Origin of the sequence: Rossellomorea vietnamensis NBRC 101237, from assembly GCF_001591825.1 — a bacterium.
GTDB classification, from domain to species: Bacteria; Bacillota; Bacilli; order Bacillales; family Bacillaceae_B; genus Rossellomorea; species Rossellomorea vietnamensis.
Map to the genome: position 1 here is coordinate 87,457 of NZ_BCVQ01000003.1, position 19,398 is coordinate 106,854.

General features: G+C 45.1%; 24 protein-coding genes. 12 read left to right on the top strand and 12 right to left on the bottom strand.

Annotation, left to right across the window (positions count from 1 at the left end):
* Positions 1-14 precede the first annotated feature (14 nt).
* Both BVI01S_RS02590 and BVI01S_RS02595 read left to right on the top strand, forming a co-directional pair.
* Entirely contained in the window at positions 15-209 is a 195-nt protein-coding gene (locus BVI01S_RS02590; RefSeq protein ID WP_061809125.1) for a hypothetical protein, read from the top strand.
* 80 nt (positions 210-289) lie between these two features.
* Positions 290-607 (top strand): DUF3221 domain-containing protein, encoded by a 318-nt coding sequence (locus BVI01S_RS02595; protein ID WP_061809126.1) that lies wholly within the window; start codon positions 290-292, stop codon positions 605-607.
* A gap of 86 nt (positions 608-693) precedes the next feature.
* Here BVI01S_RS02595 and BVI01S_RS02600 read toward each other — a convergent pair whose 3' ends face one another.
* The 4 genes from BVI01S_RS02600 to BVI01S_RS02610 all read right to left on the bottom strand — a co-directional run bounded on the left by BVI01S_RS02600 (position 694) and on the right by BVI01S_RS02610 (position 2,495).
* On the bottom strand, positions 694-1,326 hold the full coding sequence (locus tag BVI01S_RS02600) for a type II toxin-antitoxin system VapC family toxin (protein ID WP_061809127.1): 633 nt from the start codon (positions 1,324-1,326) through the stop codon (positions 694-696).
* A 1-nt stretch (position 1,327) separates the two neighbouring features.
* On the bottom strand, positions 1,328-1,492 hold the full coding sequence (locus BVI01S_RS22435; RefSeq protein WP_156477288.1) for a hypothetical protein: 165 nt from the start codon (positions 1,490-1,492) through the stop codon (positions 1,328-1,330).
* Positions 1,493-1,637: 145 nt separating this feature from the next.
* The gene (locus tag BVI01S_RS02605; protein WP_061809128.1) at positions 1,638-2,006 is read right to left on the bottom strand and encodes a YkvA family protein; all 369 of its coding nucleotides are present in this window, start codon (positions 2,004-2,006) and stop codon (positions 1,638-1,640) included.
* A gap of 117 nt (positions 2,007-2,123) precedes the next feature.
* The gene (locus BVI01S_RS02610) at positions 2,124-2,495 is read right to left on the bottom strand and encodes a PH domain-containing protein (RefSeq protein ID WP_061809129.1); all 372 of its coding nucleotides are present in this window, start codon (positions 2,493-2,495) and stop codon (positions 2,124-2,126) included.
* A gap of 261 nt (positions 2,496-2,756) precedes the next feature.
* On the opposite strand from BVI01S_RS02610, the gene BVI01S_RS02615 reads away from it, so the two are divergent.
* Both BVI01S_RS02615 and BVI01S_RS02620 read left to right on the top strand, forming a co-directional pair.
* Positions 2,757-3,083, top strand: coding sequence for a YnfA family protein (locus BVI01S_RS02615; protein ID WP_061809130.1), 327 nt, complete (start codon positions 2,757-2,759; stop codon positions 3,081-3,083).
* A gap of 58 nt (positions 3,084-3,141) precedes the next feature.
* Positions 3,142-3,711 (top strand): DUF6434 domain-containing protein, encoded by a 570-nt coding sequence (locus BVI01S_RS02620; protein ID WP_061809197.1) that lies wholly within the window; start codon positions 3,142-3,144, stop codon positions 3,709-3,711.
* Positions 3,712-3,800: 89 nt separating this feature from the next.
* On the opposite strand, the gene BVI01S_RS02625 is transcribed toward BVI01S_RS02620, so the two are convergent.
* Positions 3,801-5,657, bottom strand: coding sequence for a dienelactone hydrolase family protein (locus tag BVI01S_RS02625; protein WP_061809131.1), 1,857 nt, complete (start codon positions 5,655-5,657; stop codon positions 3,801-3,803).
* Between the two features lie 164 nt (positions 5,658-5,821).
* Positions 5,822-7,204: a vWA domain-containing protein gene (locus BVI01S_RS02630; RefSeq protein ID WP_061809132.1), complete on the bottom strand. Its 1,383-nt coding sequence runs from the start codon at positions 7,202-7,204 to the stop codon at positions 5,822-5,824.
* Positions 7,205-7,374: 170 nt separating this feature from the next.
* On the opposite strand from BVI01S_RS02630, the gene BVI01S_RS02635 reads away from it, so the two are divergent.
* The 3 genes from BVI01S_RS02635 to BVI01S_RS02645 all read left to right on the top strand — a co-directional run bounded on the left by BVI01S_RS02635 (position 7,375) and on the right by BVI01S_RS02645 (position 10,832).
* Positions 7,375-7,974 (top strand): dienelactone hydrolase family protein, encoded by a 600-nt coding sequence (locus BVI01S_RS02635; protein WP_061809133.1) that lies wholly within the window; start codon positions 7,375-7,377, stop codon positions 7,972-7,974.
* 499 nt (positions 7,975-8,473) lie between these two features.
* Positions 8,474-10,216: an ABC transporter ATP-binding protein gene (locus BVI01S_RS02640; RefSeq protein ID WP_061809134.1), complete on the top strand. Its 1,743-nt coding sequence runs from the start codon at positions 8,474-8,476 to the stop codon at positions 10,214-10,216.
* Positions 10,217-10,370: 154 nt separating this feature from the next.
* Positions 10,371-10,832 (top strand): GNAT family N-acetyltransferase, encoded by a 462-nt coding sequence (locus tag BVI01S_RS02645; protein WP_034761410.1) that lies wholly within the window; start codon positions 10,371-10,373, stop codon positions 10,830-10,832.
* A 39-nt stretch (positions 10,833-10,871) separates the two neighbouring features.
* Here BVI01S_RS02645 and BVI01S_RS02650 read toward each other — a convergent pair whose 3' ends face one another.
* From BVI01S_RS02650 to BVI01S_RS02660, 3 genes are all read right to left on the bottom strand, one after another.
* Positions 10,872-11,312 (bottom strand): hypothetical protein, encoded by a 441-nt coding sequence (locus BVI01S_RS02650; RefSeq protein ID WP_061809135.1) that lies wholly within the window; start codon positions 11,310-11,312, stop codon positions 10,872-10,874.
* Positions 11,313-11,358: 46 nt separating this feature from the next.
* Positions 11,359-12,069, bottom strand: coding sequence for a YwaF family protein (locus BVI01S_RS02655; protein ID WP_244886843.1), 711 nt, complete (start codon positions 12,067-12,069; stop codon positions 11,359-11,361).
* A gap of 111 nt (positions 12,070-12,180) precedes the next feature.
* A complete protein-coding gene (locus tag BVI01S_RS02660) occupies positions 12,181-13,014 on the bottom strand; it encodes an SDR family NAD(P)-dependent oxidoreductase (RefSeq protein WP_061809198.1) in 834 nt (277 codons plus the stop codon).
* Between the two features lie 109 nt (positions 13,015-13,123).
* Between BVI01S_RS02660 and BVI01S_RS02665 the strand changes: the two genes are divergently transcribed.
* Entirely contained in the window at positions 13,124-14,092 is a 969-nt protein-coding gene (locus tag BVI01S_RS02665; RefSeq protein ID WP_061809137.1) for a helix-turn-helix transcriptional regulator, read from the top strand.
* 54 nt (positions 14,093-14,146) lie between these two features.
* On the top strand, positions 14,147-15,079 hold the full coding sequence (locus BVI01S_RS02670; protein ID WP_034761403.1) for a nucleoside hydrolase: 933 nt from the start codon (positions 14,147-14,149) through the stop codon (positions 15,077-15,079).
* Between the two features lie 58 nt (positions 15,080-15,137).
* Here the strand turns inward: BVI01S_RS02670 and BVI01S_RS02675 are convergent, their stop codons facing one another.
* From BVI01S_RS02675 to BVI01S_RS02685, 3 genes are all read right to left on the bottom strand, one after another.
* Positions 15,138-15,815, bottom strand: a complete 678-nt coding sequence (locus tag BVI01S_RS02675; protein WP_061809138.1) for an MBL fold metallo-hydrolase — start codon at positions 15,813-15,815, stop codon at positions 15,138-15,140.
* A gap of 55 nt (positions 15,816-15,870) precedes the next feature.
* Positions 15,871-16,104 carry a DUF3953 domain-containing protein gene (locus BVI01S_RS02680; protein WP_061809139.1) on the bottom strand — a complete coding sequence of 78 codons (234 nt, stop codon included), beginning with the start codon at positions 16,102-16,104 and terminating at the stop codon, positions 15,871-15,873.
* A 72-nt stretch (positions 16,105-16,176) separates the two neighbouring features.
* Entirely contained in the window at positions 16,177-16,572 is a 396-nt protein-coding gene (locus BVI01S_RS02685) for a VOC family protein (RefSeq protein ID WP_034761399.1), read from the bottom strand.
* 382 nt (positions 16,573-16,954) lie between these two features.
* Here BVI01S_RS02685 and BVI01S_RS02690 point away from each other — a divergent pair, with 382 nt between their 5' ends.
* From BVI01S_RS02690 to BVI01S_RS02700, 3 genes are read left to right on the top strand one after another with little or no spacing between them, the layout of a single operon-like run.
* Positions 16,955-17,524 (top strand): DeoR family transcriptional regulator, encoded by a 570-nt coding sequence (locus tag BVI01S_RS02690; protein WP_061809140.1) that lies wholly within the window; start codon positions 16,955-16,957, stop codon positions 17,522-17,524.
* 16 nt (positions 17,525-17,540) lie between these two features.
* Positions 17,541-18,872: a PepSY-associated TM helix domain-containing protein gene (locus BVI01S_RS02695; RefSeq protein WP_082804645.1), complete on the top strand. Its 1,332-nt coding sequence runs from the start codon at positions 17,541-17,543 to the stop codon at positions 18,870-18,872.
* A 16-nt stretch (positions 18,873-18,888) separates the two neighbouring features.
* Positions 18,889-19,353: a FixH family protein gene (locus BVI01S_RS02700; RefSeq protein WP_061809142.1), complete on the top strand. Its 465-nt coding sequence runs from the start codon at positions 18,889-18,891 to the stop codon at positions 19,351-19,353.
* Positions 19,354-19,398: the final 45 nt, after the last annotated feature.

A 19,398-nucleotide genomic window follows, 5' to 3' on the forward strand; every position in this document is an offset into this window, starting at 1 on the left:
AGGAGGTGAACAGCATGGAACTCTTTATAATTTTCATAAGTGTCATCCTCCTCATCGTGTTTCTATTTATCTTCTACATCTTAGTGGAACGGGCCGTTCGGGAAGGGATTAATAACTCCGTAATCGGAAGATATCTCGAAGAAAAGCACGGAATCAAAGAACCACAGGGGGATGAAGATTTGTACGACGATACGTTCAAGGGGGAATGATGGTTGTTTGGGATGATGTTAGTGAAAAAGGATGTAACATCACTTCCTCTTCTCTCGACTAATTCACTGAGGTGAATTCAATGAAAATGCATGGCTTATGGATTCTACTATTTTCCACCCTGCTTCTAGGCTGTGAAGACCAAGACCTGGCTTATGACAAAATGTCCGACAATAAAATACTGAATGGCAAGGTTCTTGAAAAACGCAGCAAGGGAATGACTCTCACTTTAACTGGAGAATCAAGGGATAGATACTCTGAAAGGATTCGTGTATCTGTTCGGGATGAAAATATGATCAAGCTGATAGAGGAAGGACAGGAATTATCTGTGTGGTATGACTTTGTTCGGGAGTCCGATCCGCCTCAGACCAGGGCATTGAAAGTAGAAATCATAGATTAGAACAAAAAGAATTAAAGTTCATCACTTGTTTTGAGGCTTTATGCAAAAGTTTCCTCTTACAGGCAATAAAAACATTCCCTAGTTGGTTACAGATAAATTTCTTCATCAAATTCGTCATTTGTTGTTTGTGTGGTATAGATGTTGATTGGGGCATTCGTCATGTCACCGTCTAAGGAAATCAAACCCTTCACTTCTGCAGATAGGGCAGTAGCCAGGATGATTGAATCTGAACTCAACAATGGGGTTTCATGACTTAGATTCATTGCTTTTTCTAAAATTTCTTTATTGGTAGGGATGATTGATATGATGGATAATTCCACTAACCCTTTCAGCATTTCGTTAGCTTTCTCATTTGCATGGGCTAATTTTGGAAGAGTAGCAGACTGTTTGGGCAAGTTTCCAAAATTGGATTTAATTTTACTCTTAATCTTTCTTCTTTCTTGGGGATCTAATGATAGAAAATTAGGATAATTAATCACAATCTCATTTTCTATATAAATCATTCTACCTAAAGCATGCATGGCTTCTGTTAATACTGTTTCGCAAATGAACAATTTAGTATTATTTTTCAATAAGAAACTGAGAAAGTGATAACACGCTTCATGCCGTCCATCCCCCTGGTCAATCGTAGCAATAATAAAGTTCGTGTCCACAAAAAAAGCATCATTAACATTAAGGTTAATGACACTTCTTCCGAAATCTTCACTAACAATAGGCATTTTAATTTTTTCCCCTTATCTCCCTGCATATTTGTTGAGAATCAATCTGGGCTTTGTTCTTGAATTTTTTGGCAAACTTCTCTAAGTTTTTCCTATCTGACTCAGATATTTCTTTTTTATCTACTGTTAAAGACATGTCCAAATCATCCTCCTTTTTCCCACGCATACAACTTCCTCCTCAAAGGATTTATTACAAACATTGTACGCAACAAAGGGGGAAAAGATACTAGTGACCGTTCTTTACAACTAAACATTATTGTAAGACTATTTTACTCTTTTCCCGAAAAGCAAACAACCTAAACTTTCCCATTTCACAACTTACCATCCACCTCAGACGTATCCACATCATCACCGAACCAGTCAGCGAGCTTCGCCTTGGCCTTCGCTTTCACTTCATCATCGATATACATCGATACCTGCAATAGCGCGAGACCGAGTGCACCAAGGTCATCGGTAAACCCTACCCCCACTGCCATGTCCGGAATGAAATCCGTTGGAAGGATGAAATATCCGAGCGCCCCGATGATGATCATCTTCGACTTCTTCGGAACATCCGGTTTTTGCAGGACAAAATAAAGGAGCAGCGCCGTATATACGACGGAATGTCCGGCCTTCACACCATATCTTTTTAACTTATCCCAAAATTTCTCTTCAGAAAAATGTTTCTCCGTGTTGTCCATTTCATTTCCACCTCCGTATTGAGACGAGTCCCATCTCTTGTTCCTTACATTGTAGAAGGTTTGGTAGGAATAGACAAACATTTTGATAGGGATCTTTGTCCTGTAATCAAATCAGAATCACGATAAAAGTGCATCCGCAATCAATTTATCAAACTTGCGGACGTCGATCCCTTTCTTCAACTTCACTTTTATATGACCGGCTCTCGTCCAAAGCTCTACTTCCGCATTCACGTCAAGGAAACTGCCTGCATTCTCCGTTGACCACATATTGATGGAAGAATACGGGAGAGAATAAATCTCCACCTTTTTCCCGGTCAGCCCTTGCGCATCTCTTACAATTAATCTCTTATTAGTGAAAATGGCACTATCCCGGAGTGTCTTATACGCAGCCACTGCCTCTTCCCCACTGATTAAAAGATCGTTCACATCATCTGGAATCGGGCATTCCGACAACAGCGTCCATTCCAATATTCCTGTCGTTACAGCCATTTCTATAACCTCCTGAAATTATCATTCACTATAACCAATTCTGTATCAGGAGGAGAAACCCTGCTTTTCTCCTGGGATTGATGCTCCGCATTCACACCGGACCTTTTTAACATATCAGTTATATACATTTCACCTAGACAAAATGTATCCCTAATCTAGAAGGTTTGATGGTGATAGACATCTACAAAGAAACGTAGATTCTAAACCTTGCTCTAAGTACGTTATAATTCAAGTAGCTAAACTGATAAAGGAAGTGATCACATGATAAATGCCATCATCTTATTCATTCTTGCCGGAATCGCCGAAATCGGAGGAGGCTACCTTATCTGGCTTTGGCTTCGGGAAGGAAAACCCGCCTATTGGGGAGTCGCCGGCGGGATCGCCCTGGCACTCTACGGCGTCATCGCCACCTTCCAGTCCTTCCCTTCATTCGGCCGTGTCTACGCTGCTTACGGCGGGGTGTTCATTGTCCTGTCCGTCCTTTGGGGATGGGGAATCGATAAGAAGACACCTGATCTGTATGATTGGGTCGGTGCCGGGATATGTATCGTTGGGGTTGGTGTGATGCTGCTTGGGCCGAGGCAGTAGACAAATAGGAACACTTGTTCTAAAATGGATGTAAATGGAATTTCAGGAGCTGGTAGCATTGAGACCCACCTTAAACAGGAGCACACCAATTGAAGTGTTTAGAGAGTACTATTGGTTAAAGGAAGAACTGCAATCATTCTGTCGCGCTAACGGAATCAGCACTTCCGGTTCAAAGATGGAGCTATCAGATCGAATTTGCACTTTCCTGGAAACAGGCGAAATCAAAAAGCCCGTCAGAAAATCAAAAGGGATTCGAAACACAAACCATAATGAAGTGTTAAGTCTAGATACCGTCATCACGGACCATCACCGTTGCAGTCAAAACGTCAGAACCTTCTTTAAGTCTGTCATACCCGGTTTTCATTTCTCTACTTATATCCAAAACTATTTTAAAAATAACGCAGGAAAGACGTATCGTGATGCAATCGAAGCTTGGCATGAAGAAGACAAACGGAAGAAAGACCCGTCATACGAGAAGGAAATCGCACCTCAATTCGAATACAATCAATTCACACGAGACTTCTTTGCCGATCCGGCCAATAAAGGAAAAAAGAGGGCAGATGCCATTGAAGCCTGGAATGAAATCAAGAAGCTTCCGGGGAGTAATAAATACGTTGGTGGTTCCTGATGCAAAGAAGGTCCGTCCCTAATGTTTTATCCCACAGATAAAAAATGCCCCCGGACCTTCTTACAGAGAACTCCGGAGGCTTTGCTATTTTAAAGCTGCGTCAACGTATTTGTCACCGTCATAATCGTAATGATGAACGCATTTATGAACCCTGCAAGATAAGGATTTCCCGTCACCTTGTAAATCTTACGGGAAACAACGGCTGCCACCATCAGGATCACGATGATCGGGAACAGCCAGATTCCGATGATGTGGGACAGATCATTGTAATATACTTCCCCTTTCACAAAGAAGGAAATATACTGGATGGCTACCAGAATGATGATGGCAAGTGAATTGAACAGGGTCAATACGGCCGTGTTCATCCATTCCTTCTGCCCGAGTTTGATAAAGTTAAAGCTATTGATGGCAATGGAGTTCGCTACATAGAATACAAGGAAGAAAGGTAGATATTTCAATGCGATCAACAGTTTATCAGGGGTGAATGCTTTTACTGTCAGCACCCATAAACGAAAATCTGTTTTGAAGAAATAATCCGCTATGAACACAAGGCTGTAGGACAATACCGTGACACAAAGGGCAAGCCCGATCGTTTTTACCAGGGTCCGGAAGCTGATGACCACCCCAGACACCCTCAGGTCCATTCCGTTCTTCTTGGAATAGAAGAAATAGCATGCCCCCACAACCATTAACGTAAAGAGCCCAGTGACCAAACACCACATCCCGATATAAAAAGGAGGGTACTGCGGAAAGAACGGTGTAATGTGTTCCACGGTCCAGGTGGATAACTTCAAATAACTGAAATAAGATACGAGCGCACCCGCAATGAGGCCACCCCAGAACCAAAGCTTTCCTCTTCCATCACGGAACGTCATAGGCTCCGCTTCCTTTACAGCTCGTAGTGAAGCAAATGTTTCAGTGAAAAGAAGCCACTTGGTGATGCTCACGATGAAAATCACAAACCCGACCAAGCCTACGGCATTAAAGAACACTTTGTACTGCCAAACCTGGTTATTAGCTGCGATCGGATGAGGTGCCCCAAGAGAATCTTCAAAAAACTCGAGAGTACTCGTCACGACATCCTTAGAAATATGGTTCCACGGATGGATCTGCGCAGGATTATAAATGACCCTTGCTGCTTCTTGACCGTCTACCTCCTGCTTATAGATCTCGTAGCTCTTCCGCTTCTCCCCTCCGGTTGGATCGATTCCGAAATTCAGGAATGATTGTGCAGGTTCCGTATCAATAAAATCCCTCGGAACAGTGGCAGTACCGTCTTCTTTCAAACTTCTGAAGAAAAATTCATCATACTGTGCGGCCACGATTCCAACATCCCTTGATCCATATACATTCACATACTCACGATCCTTCGGCTGCATCGACCAATACAATGGCTCTGCCGGATCACTCGTATACATGGCATCATTGGCAATTAACAGCACAGACGAAATTAAAGGTTCATCCTTCTTATTATCTTCATTGATGGACCAGTTGGCAGCACGTGCTCCATTGGAATGACCCGTCACTCCAATCTTCTCTTTATCTACATAAGGAAGATCCGCCATTAGCTCCACGGCATCATACATGCCCGTCCCCCGGTTCATCCATTCCTCCGGTTTCACGGCATCCGAATTTCCATGTCCGTACATATCAATTGAAATGACGACGTACCCGCGTCTTGCAAGCTCCACATAATTCAGATCCTGCATCTCCCTCGTATTGTACCAGCCGTGACTTGTCACAATCCCCGGTGCCGGATTGTCCTTCGACACATCATCCGGAACATACAAGAGCGCACTCATCATATGACCTGAGGGAGTTTCCCACCGCAGATCTTTTACGGTCACCTTCCCACCTGACGTTTGTACAAACGAGGCACCTATCGCACTGATTAAACACAAGACCAAAGCAATGACAACCCAACGGAACGACTTCCTTTTGCTCATCTCTAAACCCCCTGTAGCTCGTTCTTATAGGTTTGTGGTGTGGATAACCCTACAATATAAGGATATTGGGGTTGTCAGAAAAAAAGACCTGGGGGCACTAGATTGATTGGCTATATACGAGAAGGTCCGTCCCTCACTCTTGAGGGACGGACCTTCTTCCTTACTCATTCATCCGATTCCAGGAACCGGTCTGTGACTTCATCATGTTTATTTAAGAAGTTGTCTCTGTTTGTATCATACAACTCAAGAAATTGATCTCTTGCCTCATCCGATATTGTAAGAAAATAATCTCTGTAAAGATCCATCATGTCAAGGAATACAGAATCATCAATGATTCCCTGATTATTGAGGTAGTTCGTTGCATGTTCAAGGTTATTGATTTCTCGATTACTATTCATTTGTTGCTCGTCATACCAGTTATCCAATTGAGTTTTGACAGTATCGAACAGTTCATTCAACGCCTTCACCGAATCCTCATGCCACTGTGACCAAACCTTCGCCATATCTGCTGTCTGTTTGAATTCCGTCACCAGATCATCATGACTTCTCGCATTGATGTAATTTCCCCCTGAAGCATCGGCCATTTCTTTCAACTGTGCTAATCCCTCATTGTCTACCTGATACCCGATAATATTCAGGACCGGGCTGATATTGGAATCTGCCAGGGATTTGGCTGCTTTCACAGGGTCACCGTTACAGGTCTCCACTCCATCACTGACTACGTAAATAATATTAGTATTTTGCTTTCCGTCATATTGTTGGAAATCCGCATTTACCTCATCGATGGCTTTAGCCATGGGCGTCCATCCAGCGGGCTCAAACTGATTCAGCGCTTCCGAGAATTTTCCTTCATCATAATTCCCAAATGGGTAGACCTCTTCAATTTTAGAACAGGAAGACTTTTTGTCCTTATCACTTCCTGTACCGACATGTCCGTAAACCCTGAGTGAAACATTGGCATTCTCAGGCAGGTCCTTCACAAACTGCTGGATGGCATCCTTCGCAAGTTCCATCCGCGTCTTTCCATTTTCCACCTTCCCCATACTGCCGCTTGAATCCAACAGAATGGCAACATTGTAGTTCTCTTTTAATTGAAGCTCACCCTCTTTGCCGTTCGGATCTTCAAACTGCATGGACTTCCACTGATCGATTGGTACATCCACCTTCGTCAAATCCTCTTTAAAAAGGGAATACACATACCCCTGCATCTTTTCGATATCCTCTTTAGAAGACTCCTCCGTTAGCGTTGGCAGGCTATCAAGCTTCTTTTTTATGTCTTCCTCACCCGTAAACCCTTTTTCATACTCATTACCCGAAAACTCCCCAATCGTTGGATACTCGGCTGATTCCGAGAATGTTGTCGGCACCGGTGGATAGTCTTTGTCTATTTCTTCCGTTTTCTTATTCGCCTCTTTATCCTTTTTTACCTTTTCTTCTTTTTTCGGTTCTTTCTCTTCAGATTGAGATGTGGCAGATTCATTGGAATTGCAGGCAGCTAATGCCACAATCAACACCATCACAATCAACGTGTACACTACTTTTTTCATGAAGTTCTCCTTTCCATTATTAGATGGTTTATGTATGTTCATAAAATGACCCATCTATCATTATTTTCCAAAGTACCCATGTGGTTCAACAGGAAAACATATCCATTACTTTTTATTCAGTCCAACCTTAAATACGAGTAAAATAAAAGGAGCATGAAAGGAGGAATAACATGATTCGACTTCACCAAAATTCTAGTACGCTAGTGATAGTGATTCACGAAATCTATGGAATCAATCAACACATACAAGACTTCTGTGCATTCATCTCATCCCAAGGAACGGACGTCATCTGTCCAGATTTTCTAAAAAAAGGATCGGCTTTTGATTATTCTCAGGAAGAGATGGCTTACCGTTCTTTCATCAAGGACATAGGCTTTGAAGAGGCGGTTGTCAAAATAAAGATCATTCTCTCAATCTACCGACAAAAATACAAGAAAATTGTGATCATAGGGTTCAGTGCAGGGGCGACGGTGGCCTGGTTATGCAGCGATGATGAAAGGGTGGATGGTGTCATCGGCTACTACGGTTCACGAATACGAAACTATTTAGAGGTCAAACCACTGTGTCCAACTATGTTGTTTTTCCCAGAAGAAGAACCCTCTTTCCAAGTGGATGAAGTGATTGCAAGATTAAGACGAAAGAATATCGACATTCAAAAATATAGCGGTACACATGGATTCAGTGACCCCTATTCGACAAACTTTCATAATGAATCCGCACAAAAAGCGAGGGATAGAATCATAGTTTTTTTGACTGAAAAGGTTGAATAGGTTTCCTTCTGTCCCTCCTTTCAGGATACTGACACCATCTCTACGCGCGCCCGCTACACGCACGTTGTTGGTGTTGTTTTCTCTCTTCTTTCTCTAAAGATCTACAGTCTGTTTTCGCTTGGGTTCCATGGGTGATTCACATCGTTTTGGGCAAAGGAAAATAGGGAGGCACCATGTTCGTCAAGATCCTTAAATGATGTTATTGTTCTATCTTACATATGTATTGGCCCCCCACTCACCCTCGACCTTAATATACTGACTTGATTTAAAACTGGATACCGTGTGATACAAGTTTTCCGATTCAATTAATTATCAGAAAATTAACTTTATTTTTCACCAACCCCATCATACAATAAAGGTATCGAAATTAAAGGAGGCTGTTTTCATGAGAAACATTGCGATGATAACCGTACGAACATATAAGGATGGAACGCCTTTTTAACGTGACGGTCTTCCCCCTTATATGTGTTTTGTGAACTAACGCGTAAAGGGGTATGTTATGACTTTTCCTGTGAAAAAATTTCTTTCGTATTACAAACCGTATCGTTCCATTTTTTTGATTGTGCTGTTCAGTGCATTGGTCACGTCTTCCCTGTCTCTCTTTTTCCCGCTGCTTGTCCGCTATGTGACGAAGGATGTTCTGGCCGGGAGTCTTTCTACGGCTTTTGAGGATGTCCTATGGGTCGGTGTTGTGATGGTGGCTCTTGTCGTTGCTCAAAACGTTGGGAATTACATTGTGGATTACAAGGGGCATGAGATCGGGGCACGAATGGAAACCGATATGAGAGGTGAATTATTCGCTCATCTGCAGAAGCTGTCTTTCCGTTTTTATGATAAAGAGAAGACGGGCCGGTTAATGAGCCGGGTGACGAATGATCTGTTGATGGTATCGGAGCTTTATCATCACGGACCTGAAGATTATGTGAAATACCTGGTTCGTTTCCTTGGGGCGTTTGTGATTTTGTTTTGGATCAACGCTCCTCTTACCCTGACTGTTTTTTGTTTCTTTCCGGTCCTCGGGTTCTTCTCTCTTTATTTCAATAAAAAGTTGAACAGGGCGCTGACGGATAATAAAGAGCGGATCGGAGACATCAATGCCCAGGTGGAGGATTCCTTATCAGGCATTCGGGTCGTTCAGTCGTTTGCCAATGAATCTCTTGAAATCAGGAAATTCAATGTGGAGAATGAACGTTTTTTGGAAAGCCGAAAAGGAACCTATCGTGCTGAGGCGTACTTCTATAACGGGACGGAAGCATTCATTCAACTGATTACGGTCACCATTGTCGTCTTCGGGTCCCTTCAGATTATGAATGCGTCCCTTGACCTGGCCGACTTGATTACGTTTCTGCTATATATCGGCTTTATGATCGAGCCCATTCAGCGGCTCACTCATATGAGTACTCAATTTCAAGAAGGTGTGACAGGGTTTCAGCGATTCATGGAGATCATGAATATCAAGCCTGACATCGAGAATGCCCCTGATGCAAAGATTCTTTCAAGCGTAGAGGGACATATTTTATTGAAGAACCTATCATTTCATTATGATTCTGCCTTAGGGTCTGTATTCAAGAATTTAACTCTTGAAGTCCTCCCAGGGGAATACGTCGCGATCGTCGGACCATCGGGAGTGAGAAAAACGACGCTCAGCTCCCTGATTTCCCGTTTTTATGACGTTTCTGAAGGTGGGATTTTTGTAGATGGGGAAAATGTAAAAAACCTGGACTTGAATTCTCTCCGAAGCAACATCGGTATCGTACAGCAGGATGTGTACCTTTTTTCCGGCACCGTGATGGAGAATATCCGCTATGGTCAACCTGAAGCGACCGACGAAGAGGTGATGAAGGCGGCAAAGCAAGCGAACGCCGATGAATTCATTACCCGTTTGCCACAAGGATATCACTCCGAGATAGGTCAGCGCGGCGTCCGATTATCAGGCGGTCAGAAGCAGAGGCTCAGTATCGCCCGTGTATTTTTAAAGAATCCGCCCATCCTCATTCTTGATGAGGCGACGAGCCCCCTTGATAATGAAAGCGAAAGTGTCGTCAAGGAATCCCTGGAGCTACTGGCAAAGGGCAGGACGACACTCGTCATCGCCCATCGGTTATCGACGATCAGGAACGCTGGAAGAATCGTGGTGCTGTCAGATGGAAGGATTGTCGAGGAAGGGACACATGAAGCGCTGCTCGAACAGAATGGTCATTATTCCAGACTGTATTCGAAGCAGTTTGAGGTTCAGGTATAAAGGAGAAGGCTCTCATACCGTTTGGGTGTGAGAGCCTTTTGAATTTCCATAAGATACACTTATTGATTTTCATAAAATAATAATCATTACCTTATTAGATGAATTCAGTTAGCATAGAACTTATCAAAAGGCTTTTTCGATTAGGAGGATTCACTTGGAGAGAGAATTGCAGTTTAGAGAAGCTACTGAAAAAGACGTTGATCGTATCGTGGAAATGCTTGCTGATGACGTACTCGGAAGTAAAAGGGAACGTTATGAGCATCCCCTACCTGAAAGCTACATCCAAGCATTTAACGCCATCGATACTGACCCCAACAATGAATTGGTCGTCGCTTGTCAAGGGGAGGAAGTTGTCGGCGTCCAGCAAATCACGTTCACTCCTTACCTCACCCATCAAGGCGGATGGAGAGCGACGATTGAGGGTGTCAGGACATCTGCTTCTGTAAGAGGGGAAGGCGTGGGGACGAAGATGATCCAGTGGGCCATCGCCCGTGCTGAAGAACGCGGATGCCACCTCATTCAATTGACGACGGATAAGCAAAGACCGGATGCATTGAGGTTTTATGAGAGGTTGGGCTTTAAAGCCACCCATGAAGGGCTGAAGCTTAAGCAGTGAGATATGACAAAACGCTTGGAGATCCAAGCGTTTTGTGGTTCACTTCACTTCCACTGAAAACACATAACTCCCGTCCCCCTGCTTCCAATGGGCCACTAGATGATAGACATAGACCCCTTTCTCGCTAGGAACCACGATCGTATGATTCTTCATGTTCACGCTTTCCACCTGCTCTTTCCCGATCCACTGCTCTGCCCCGATCTTTTGAGGTTTCTTTTTAAATGTCACTGTGATTTCCTCACCTGGTGACACGGGGGTTGGTTGATCTTCCCCTGCCATCGCCACTACACTTGAATATGCTTTATCCACACATCCCCCTGAAAGGAGTCCGTCCCAGCAATAGGAACCTTCTGTTGTGGGGATACTGACTTCTCCTGCTGTTACATTTGGTGTCGGTGGCGCTGTACGGAAAGGTTGAATAATAAATAGAATAATCGCGATCACTGCAATGATATTACTCATTGCCAATGCCTTTTTCATTTCCATCTCCCCTTTTAAACGTTAGACGTATCCCATAGGAAAAGGGTTACCCTTCCACCCTTTCCCTCCTTACAAGCATCCCCATGGGAACATACGTCACATAAAACACGACAAGTGCCGCAATTTCGAGATTAATATAATATATGATCCCCGTTCCGAAAAAGGACAAGATCGTTTTCGATTCTGTGGGATTGGCCAGGTAGAAGAAGTTCGTATCAAGAAGGATGTTCAGGAAGAAGATCGGCACGGCGAGAAGATTGACCATAAGGAACCCGGTCCAAATGGCTTTCCTTGGGACCCGGTAGCCCTCATACACGATGAAATAAAGGACAGACCACGCAATGGCTGCATGATGGAGGAAGTATTTTAAAAAGCGGTAATGAGGAAATTGATAAGCCATTTCTGGTGTCACCATGCTTAAGATTGGGGGGAGAAATCCGATAAAGAACAGGAGATAAAAGGCCTTCTGATTCTGTTTCAAGAATAAATAAATGGCGATGAACGTACTGACGGAACAGAGCTGCAGAGGCAGATCCCCCAACTCCCACTGTCTCGTTGACACGAGCCAGATGTGCCAGGACACCTCACTCAGCACGAGCATCGAAAAAAGCGTCCATTTTAGCACATTTTGATACCTCTTCAGGAAATGTCTGAAATACACCAGCCAAAACGATAATGCCACAAACATCAACAGCACCGAGATATGGGGAACAGAAAACAACTCGAACGTCTGCATCTCTGTCACAGAAAACATCATGCCACCCCTATTCCGTTTGAAAAGTGGTTATCATGGATAGTGTATTCGGTATAGGGGTTGACTAAGTCTGCCTTCCAATAAAAAAGCCCCCTTCGAGAGGGGACATCCATTCTATAACGTAAACGGCGGGATATACCGACCATCCACATCCGTAAAATCATATTCTTTCGCAAGGTCACCTGCCCTCAACGCACGTCCCGTCTTCTCCATCACATTTGAGTCCATCGCGAGTGCCGTGATGGCACGACCCACATAATGAGGGGTTTCAGATACCTTCAAGTCTTCGGATTCCTGCCAGTTTTCCTTGTTGACTCCCATATGTTCAAGTACGAGCTCTGTCCTCATGAATCCCGGGGATACGGCCATGACGGCAATCCCGTCTTCTTTCAGCTCTTCTGAAAGTCCGTACGCCATGCGGACGAGGGCATTTTTCGCCAGATCATAATAGAACTGTCCCGTGTACTTCCCTTCATCCCAGAACGTCGTATGAACGATCAGGGCTTCTTTATTTTCCCGAAGCAGAGGGATAGCAAAGTGATTGGTCGCAAGCTGCGCCCTCACGCCTGCCGTGAACATTGTATCCCAGTTTTCAAGGGACTGTTCCCAGAATGCTCCCGGGTTCACGCCGATATCATGTGCGCCCCATACGTTATTGATGAGAATATCAAGCTTTCCCTGTTCCTCCCGAATTTGCTCAATGACTGCTTTCGTTTCGGCATCGACTGTATGATCACAGCGTACCGCAATCCCTGTACCACCGGCTTCATCAATCCGGGCAGCCGTGTCATCAATCGTGCCCGGAAAGTTCTGTGTTGAATGTCCCTTCGTACTGCGACCGGTGACATAAACCGTGGCTCCTGCTTTTCCAAGTTCAATGGCGATTGCACGCCCTGCGCCCCGACTTGCTCCTGTTACGAGTGCTACTTTTCCTTCGAGTGTTTTCATCCAACCATTCCTTTCAACATCTAAGATAACCCCATTATACGATTCCATTCTTGACATCCTTTGTCATATTTCATTAAATAATAGAAAAACGAAGAAAAAGGTGATCGATATGAGAGGAGATAGATTGGTATCCATTCTGCTACTTCTACAAACACACGGCCGAATGACCGCGAAGGAATTAGCGGAGAAATTGGAGGTATCGGAGCGGACCATCCACCGGGACATGGATGCCCTGAGCGGCACCGGAATTCCCGTGGTGGCGGAACGGGGCCAAAACGGGGGCTGGTCGCTCCTCGAAGATTACCGGACGGATCTGACCGGGTTGAAGGAATCGGAAATCCGTGCACTATTCGTGTCTCCTTCCCTACATCTCCTGGATGATCTCGGACTGACCCGAACGACCGAAGAAGCGCGGAACAAGCTCATCGCCTCCCTCCCATCGATTTACCAGGAAAAGGCGAAAGACGTGTGGAACCGGATCCAGATCGACACCAGTTCCTGGCGAAAACAGAAAGACAAGACAGCCTCCCTTGAAATGATCAAAGAGGCGATCTTCCAGGAAATTAAACTAGTCATCACCTATGAACGTGCAGATGGAGAAACCGATGACCGCGTGGTGGAACCACTGGGGCTCGTGGCGAAAGGGGATCTTTGGTATCTCGTCGCTGCCAAGGAAAACGGGGAAATTCGTAACTACCGGGTTTCCCGGATTCATCATGCCGAAAAAATGGACGGGACATTCCGAAGACCCGATGGCTTTGACCTGGCACAGTATTGGTCATCCTCCACAACATCCTTTATCAAGACTCTTCCCTCTTTCGAAGTGAAAGTCGAGGTGGCGCCACAAGTGTTATCCAGGCTCACCTTCACGGGACGGTTTGCCCGGGTCCTTGAAGTCGGGGAACGGAGAGGCGCGGAATGGATACCTGTGACGCTTTCTTTCAATACGGAAGAAGAGGCAAAAGGCTATCTGATCGGGTTCGCCGATCAAGTAAACATCATTGAACCGGCTGACCTCAAGCAAAAGGTCCTGGAGATGGCTGAGGCTACGGTTTCATTTTATCGACAAATGGAATAATTTTTCCTTTTCTCCGATATGTTTTTTAAAAAACGCTAACTGAGGAGAATTCCCATGAAAAATATTCTATTATTTGCCGATCCGGGTATAGACGATTCAGTGGCCATCATGTACGCCCTCTTGAATCCGGACATTAACATACTCGGCATCGTATCCAGTTACGGAAATGTCGAAAAGAAGCAGGCCACCGATAACATCGCCTATCTGCTCAAACTTGCCGGAAGGACGGATATTCCCATCATCGGTGGTTCCAACAGCCCATCCTCTGGTGAGATCCCTACCTATTATCCCGAAATTCACGGACAGGAAGGACTGGGTCCGATTCGTCCTCCGGAAAACTTTGCGGGTGAACTCACGAATTTCTCCAAACTTTACACCATCATTGAAGAGAATCAGGACGTCACGATCGTCGATGTCGGAAGGAATACGTCACTCGCTTCCCTTTACCTGTTGGGCGAAGACATAGCTGAAAAAGTAAAAGAATTTTATATTATGGGAGGTGCCTTTTTCGTACCGGGAAACGTCACCCCGTCAGCCGAAGCAAACTTCTACGGAGATCCCATTGCTTCAGAGCTGTTGGTCAAGAATCTCGACAATCTGTACATCGCCCCTTTAAACGTTACGAACAAAGCAATCATCACCCTTGAACAGGTCAAAACCATCCAGGAGATGAACGGGAATCCACTCATCGAGATCCTCGATGACGTCATGACTTACTATATCAATGCCTACAAGAAACTGATCCCCGGCATAAACGGCGCCCCGCTCCACGATGTCGTCACCCTCTCACTCATGGTAAACCCCGACATGGGGAAAACGATCAGAAGGGACGTGGAAGTACTGACTACAGGGCTCGGCCAAGGTACCTCCATCGCTGATTTCAGGGTCAGCTCCAAACCGGCTGAAAAGAATATCAACATCTATCTGGAGATTGACTACCAAATGTTCGTGAACGATTTCATAGAGGTCATGACCAGAAAAAGATAACTTGTTGAAATAAAATAGAAGGGATTGGCCCATTTGCTTCAGCCAATCCCTTCTTATCCTACTGACTCTTTTCCCCAATCGCGATTAACTCCTGGAGGAACACGTCAATTTCCCCCACCAGCACGCCTCCATGGCCTGTACACAGTACATCCGCATCATATTCCTTCATGATTCTCAGGCCGTCCAGGAATACAGGCAGGTCCGTAACCCCGCCACCTTGAAGATACTCGACCCAGGCTTCTCTCAGGTCATCCCCTTTTGAAACAAGCCCTCCATCTGATAGAGGATCTCCAAAGAAACAGAGGAAGTCGCCAGTGAACAATGTTCTGGACGGACGATGAAAGAAAATCACAGAACCCGGAGAATGGTACCCGACTCTCCTGTAGTCGTAATCCCCTATCGTTCCCCTGTCAAGGAGCTCTCCCATTATGGAAGACTCAGAAGGCAACGTCTCCTCAGCATGGATGACCTTCCTAGCCTTCGTAAATAACACCTCACCTCCCACATGATCCTCATGACCATGGGTGATGAGCATCAGCTTTACATCGTCTGCCGTTTTCCCGATTTTATTTAAGGCGTGCTGCAGAAACACCAAGTGGCCTTCTTTACACGAGTCGACCACAGTCAATCCTGCTTCTTCCTCAATGATGTACGCATTCGTATAGGTATTCCACTCAGCATCCCAAATCGCCAGCACATAGATACGATCATTCACCCGCTCCAATTTGTATTCCACTTTCGCTCCCCCTCCTACATTCCACTTGATTCCATACCACAAATAGAAGTTGAAATTAGTAGATCAAACCTTCAATGGACACCAGAATCAATAAAAGAGACACAGCAAAAAACAGATAGCTTCGATAGGATTTCCGGTTCTTCTGTCGTTCTTCCGCTCCCATCACGACCATCATGATTGCCAAACCTGCCATTGTAAAAGGAAGGATGCTATTATTATTTGAACTTAATCCATATAGTGATAGTGCCAAAACCATAAGGGCACTCGTAATTCTAACTTTTTTCAGCACGGTAGATTCCTCATCTCTTCTTATGTAACAAAAAAGGGCCTGACCCCCGATTCAGGTCAGACACCCCATCCTCTACTTCGCGTCCTTATCGGGCTGATGAATCCCGAACACATTGCCTTCCGTGTCTATGTAATATCCTTGCCATGCCATTCCCGGCAGAGCATACTTCGGCATGGCGACCTTGCCGCCGTGCTCAAGAATCAGTTTCTCGGTTTCATCATAATTCCCAACGCCCATCGTACAAGAATACCCGTTCATCGGCTGATTCGGCTGAGGTGAAGGACTTTGACGCTGCATCAATGCACCATTGATCCCCATCTCATTCTCGTCCCCTGTCACAGCCCCCACATAAGGCATTCCGGCGTATTCGCTCCAGTCCTCGAACTTCCAGCCAAATACTTCCCCGTAAAACGTCTTGGCCCGTTCCATATCATCCACATGTACTTCGAAATGTACCATTCTCCCCATGGTTCATACCTCCCATATACTGTCTTTCATTAGTATGATTTCGTTATTAAGAGGAGAAAACCTTCTTTTATTTTTATTAAATACGGTTCATTCTAGTGGACTTACTTTCTGACACAATACCTGACCAACCCCAAGGATGAAATCACAAAAGACTAACAAAAACAAACAGATATAATCGGGCAAACAAGAAATATTTTATGATCCAACCCGTCTATCATTACGTATTCTTCATATATAACATTTGTGAAGAAAGTCAAAAGTTTCTTTGTCGGTTATGTTACATATCCACATTTCTTCACTTTTTTTCACACAAATATTATTGAACAAAGGTTGAAGCTTAACTATTATGAATCTAGTAAACAAAGAAGAAAGGAAGGGTATTATGCTGCCAATCGATCGACAACAACAGATTTTAACCTGGCTAAAAGAAGAGGGAACACTGCGTGTCTCAGACATCAGCTCCCGCCTAGAGGTATCGGAAATGACGGTCTACCGGGACCTTAAGCCACTGATGGAAGCGAACAAAGTCCGCAAGACTTCAAATGGCATTTCTGCCATGAAATCTGAGGGTATCCCATCCGATTCTTGTGTATATTGCCTGAAACCGACCACCTCAAGAAGATCGGTTCAACTCATCAAGAAGGATCACACCATCGAACAAACCTGCTGTCCGCACTGTGGATTACTTCGTTATGAAGACATCAAGGAGGATGTGATGCAGATCCTCTGCCGTGACTTCCTGACGGATATGACCATCAGCGGAAAAACCGCCACTTACCTGATTGATGCGGACCTGAACCTGAACTGCTGTCAGCCACAGGTCATTTCCTTTGAATCGAGGAAGCAGGCGGAACAATTCCAGACTGGATTCAAAGGTAAAATCTACACGCTTCCACAAGCCATCAAAGCGATTTCAAATGACATGCAAGGAACGGGCTGCTGCCACGACTAGGAAAAGAGGAAAAACGATGGACAAAAAATCATATCAAACGATTTGGAGATGGCATTTCTATGCGGGCCTCATTATTGCCCCGTTTCTATTGATCCTCGCTGTGACGGGATCAATCTATCTTTTCAAGCCCCAAATCGAACAGAATCTCTATCAAAAATACTACGAAGTCAATCCACAGGGAGAGAAGCTTCCTCCAACTGAACTTATCGATAAAGTGAAACCGCTTCATCCCGGTGCACAGATCACAAGCTTCCGCCCCGGGGAGAGCGCCGACCGTTCCAGTGAAATCGGCATCAGCACGGAAGACGGTTCTAGGACAGTCTTCTTGAACCCCTACACTGGTAAGTCACTGGGTGAATTGAAGCCTGAAGACCGGATCATGAATAAAGTCGAAGAAATTCACGGGGAACTGATGGCGGGTACCATCGGTGACCGCATTGTGGAACTTGTTGCATGCTGGGCCGTCGTCCTGATTGTCACGGGATTATTCCTATGGTTTCCCCGTAAAAAAGACAAGCTATCAGGCGTGTTTCTTCCCCGCTTCAATAAAGGAAAGAAGATCTTCAGAAGGGATCTTCACGCAGTACCGGCTTTCTGGGTCACAGCGGGAATGCTGTTCCTCATCATGACGGGACTGCCCTGGTCCGGATTCTGGGGAACCAATTTCCAGAACCTCATGACGAACGCAGGGGCGGGTTATCCTCCTTCCATCTGGAGTGGGGAAGCTCCACAGTCCATCGTCAAAACCAAGGAAATCGCAGATGTTCCTTGGGCGGCGGAAAACCTGGAAGTCCCTGTATCGGCACTTGAAGGGTACACGCCATTATCCATGAATGATGTTGTATCGATTGCCAAACGAGAAGGCATCGATCCAAGTTACACCGTCTACATCCCTCAGGATGATAAAGGTGTCTATACTCTATCCGCCTTCCCGGCCAAAGCCCAAAATGAAGTCACGATGCACCTTGATCAGTACACAGGAGCCGTCCTTGCTGATTACCGTTTCGATAACTACGGGATCGGTGGCAAGATCGTCGCCATGGGGATCACCCTCCATACAGGAACCCAATTCGGCTTCATCAATCAGCTGATCAGCCTGCTCATCTGTCTTGGTATCATGCTGGTCGCAGTCAGCGGATTCTATCTGTGGCTGAAACGGAAACCGAAAAAAGAAATGGGAGCACCAAAATCACCGGCCATCCTGAAAATGAAGTACTTCCTGCTTGTCATGATTGCACTCGGGATCCTGTTCCCACTTGTCGGGGCTTCCTTAATTGTCGTCCTGCTCCTTGACCGGTTATTGATCAAAAAAATCCCTGCCACGAAAAAATTCTTCGGTGCAGCATAAGAAAGGACGATGCAATATGAAAACAACCTTAAAATATGTTAGTATCCTCTTTCTTTGCACGCTGCTTGGTGCCTGCGCCCCGAAGGAAGATGCAACGGAATTGTACCATCAGGAATCACCTCTTCAGGCGGATATTACGATGCCGGACGATTTTTCCGGAAATGACCCGATCAAGATTGAACTCACACAAGACAACAAAACAGTGGAGGATGCCGACTTTGTTCACGTGGAAATCTGGAAAGGCGACGGATCCTTCCATGATGGAATGGAAGAAGCAGAGAATGCAGGAAAAGGCATGTACACATTCAAAAAGGACCTGTCTAAAGACGGACTCTACTACATTAAAGTCCATGCAGGAAACAACGGATCCACCATCATGCCGACACCGCCCTTTGCCGTCGGTGAGCTCTCCAAAGCAGACGTCGATGCCTTAAATGATCATGCTCCTGCCGAGAGTGGAAATCACAGTCAGCACCACTAGTCTCTAAAGATCGAAAGCCCATGCAGCTTTCGATCTTTTTTTGTC

Bases quoted from the DNA above. Each gene is read 5' to 3' on its own strand.
- BVI01S_RS02590 (WP_061809125.1), top strand. From the start codon at position 15: ATGGAACTCTTTATAATTTTCATAAGTGTCATCCTCCTCATCGTGTTT.
- BVI01S_RS02595 (WP_061809126.1), top strand. From the start codon at position 290: ATGAAAATGCATGGCTTATGGATTCTACTATTTTCCACCCTGCTTCTA.
- BVI01S_RS02600 (WP_061809127.1), bottom strand. From the start codon at position 1,326: ATGCCTATTGTTAGTGAAGATTTCGGAAGAAGTGTCATTAACCTTAAT.
- BVI01S_RS22435 (WP_156477288.1), bottom strand. From the start codon at position 1,492: ATGCGTGGGAAAAAGGAGGATGATTTGGACATGTCTTTAACAGTAGAT.
- BVI01S_RS02605 (WP_061809128.1), bottom strand. From the start codon at position 2,006: ATGGACAACACGGAGAAACATTTTTCTGAAGAGAAATTTTGGGATAAG.
- BVI01S_RS02610 (WP_061809129.1), bottom strand. From the start codon at position 2,495: ATGGCTGTAACGACAGGAATATTGGAATGGACGCTGTTGTCGGAATGC.
- BVI01S_RS02615 (WP_061809130.1), top strand. From the start codon at position 2,757: ATGATAAATGCCATCATCTTATTCATTCTTGCCGGAATCGCCGAAATC.
- BVI01S_RS02625 (WP_061809131.1), bottom strand. From the start codon at position 5,657: ATGAGCAAAAGGAAGTCGTTCCGTTGGGTTGTCATTGCTTTGGTCTTG.
- BVI01S_RS02630 (WP_061809132.1), bottom strand. From the start codon at position 7,204: ATGAAAAAAGTAGTGTACACGTTGATTGTGATGGTGTTGATTGTGGCA.
- BVI01S_RS02635 (WP_061809133.1), top strand. From the start codon at position 7,375: ATGATTCGACTTCACCAAAATTCTAGTACGCTAGTGATAGTGATTCAC.
- BVI01S_RS02640 (WP_061809134.1), top strand. From the start codon at position 8,474: ATGACTTTTCCTGTGAAAAAATTTCTTTCGTATTACAAACCGTATCGT.
- BVI01S_RS02650 (WP_061809135.1), bottom strand. From the start codon at position 11,312: ATGAAAAAGGCATTGGCAATGAGTAATATCATTGCAGTGATCGCGATT.
- BVI01S_RS02655 (WP_244886843.1), bottom strand. From the start codon at position 12,069: ATGATGTTTTCTGTGACAGAGATGCAGACGTTCGAGTTGTTTTCTGTT.
- BVI01S_RS02660 (WP_061809198.1), bottom strand. From the start codon at position 13,014: ATGAAAACACTCGAAGGAAAAGTAGCACTCGTAACAGGAGCAAGTCGG.
- BVI01S_RS02665 (WP_061809137.1), top strand. From the start codon at position 13,124: ATGAGAGGAGATAGATTGGTATCCATTCTGCTACTTCTACAAACACAC.
- BVI01S_RS02670 (WP_034761403.1), top strand. From the start codon at position 14,147: ATGAAAAATATTCTATTATTTGCCGATCCGGGTATAGACGATTCAGTG.
- BVI01S_RS02685 (WP_034761399.1), bottom strand. From the start codon at position 16,572: ATGGGGAGAATGGTACATTTCGAAGTACATGTGGATGATATGGAACGG.
- BVI01S_RS02690 (WP_061809140.1), top strand. From the start codon at position 16,955: ATGCTGCCAATCGATCGACAACAACAGATTTTAACCTGGCTAAAAGAA.
- BVI01S_RS02695 (WP_082804645.1), top strand. From the start codon at position 17,541: ATGGACAAAAAATCATATCAAACGATTTGGAGATGGCATTTCTATGCG.
- BVI01S_RS02700 (WP_061809142.1), top strand. From the start codon at position 18,889: ATGAAAACAACCTTAAAATATGTTAGTATCCTCTTTCTTTGCACGCTG.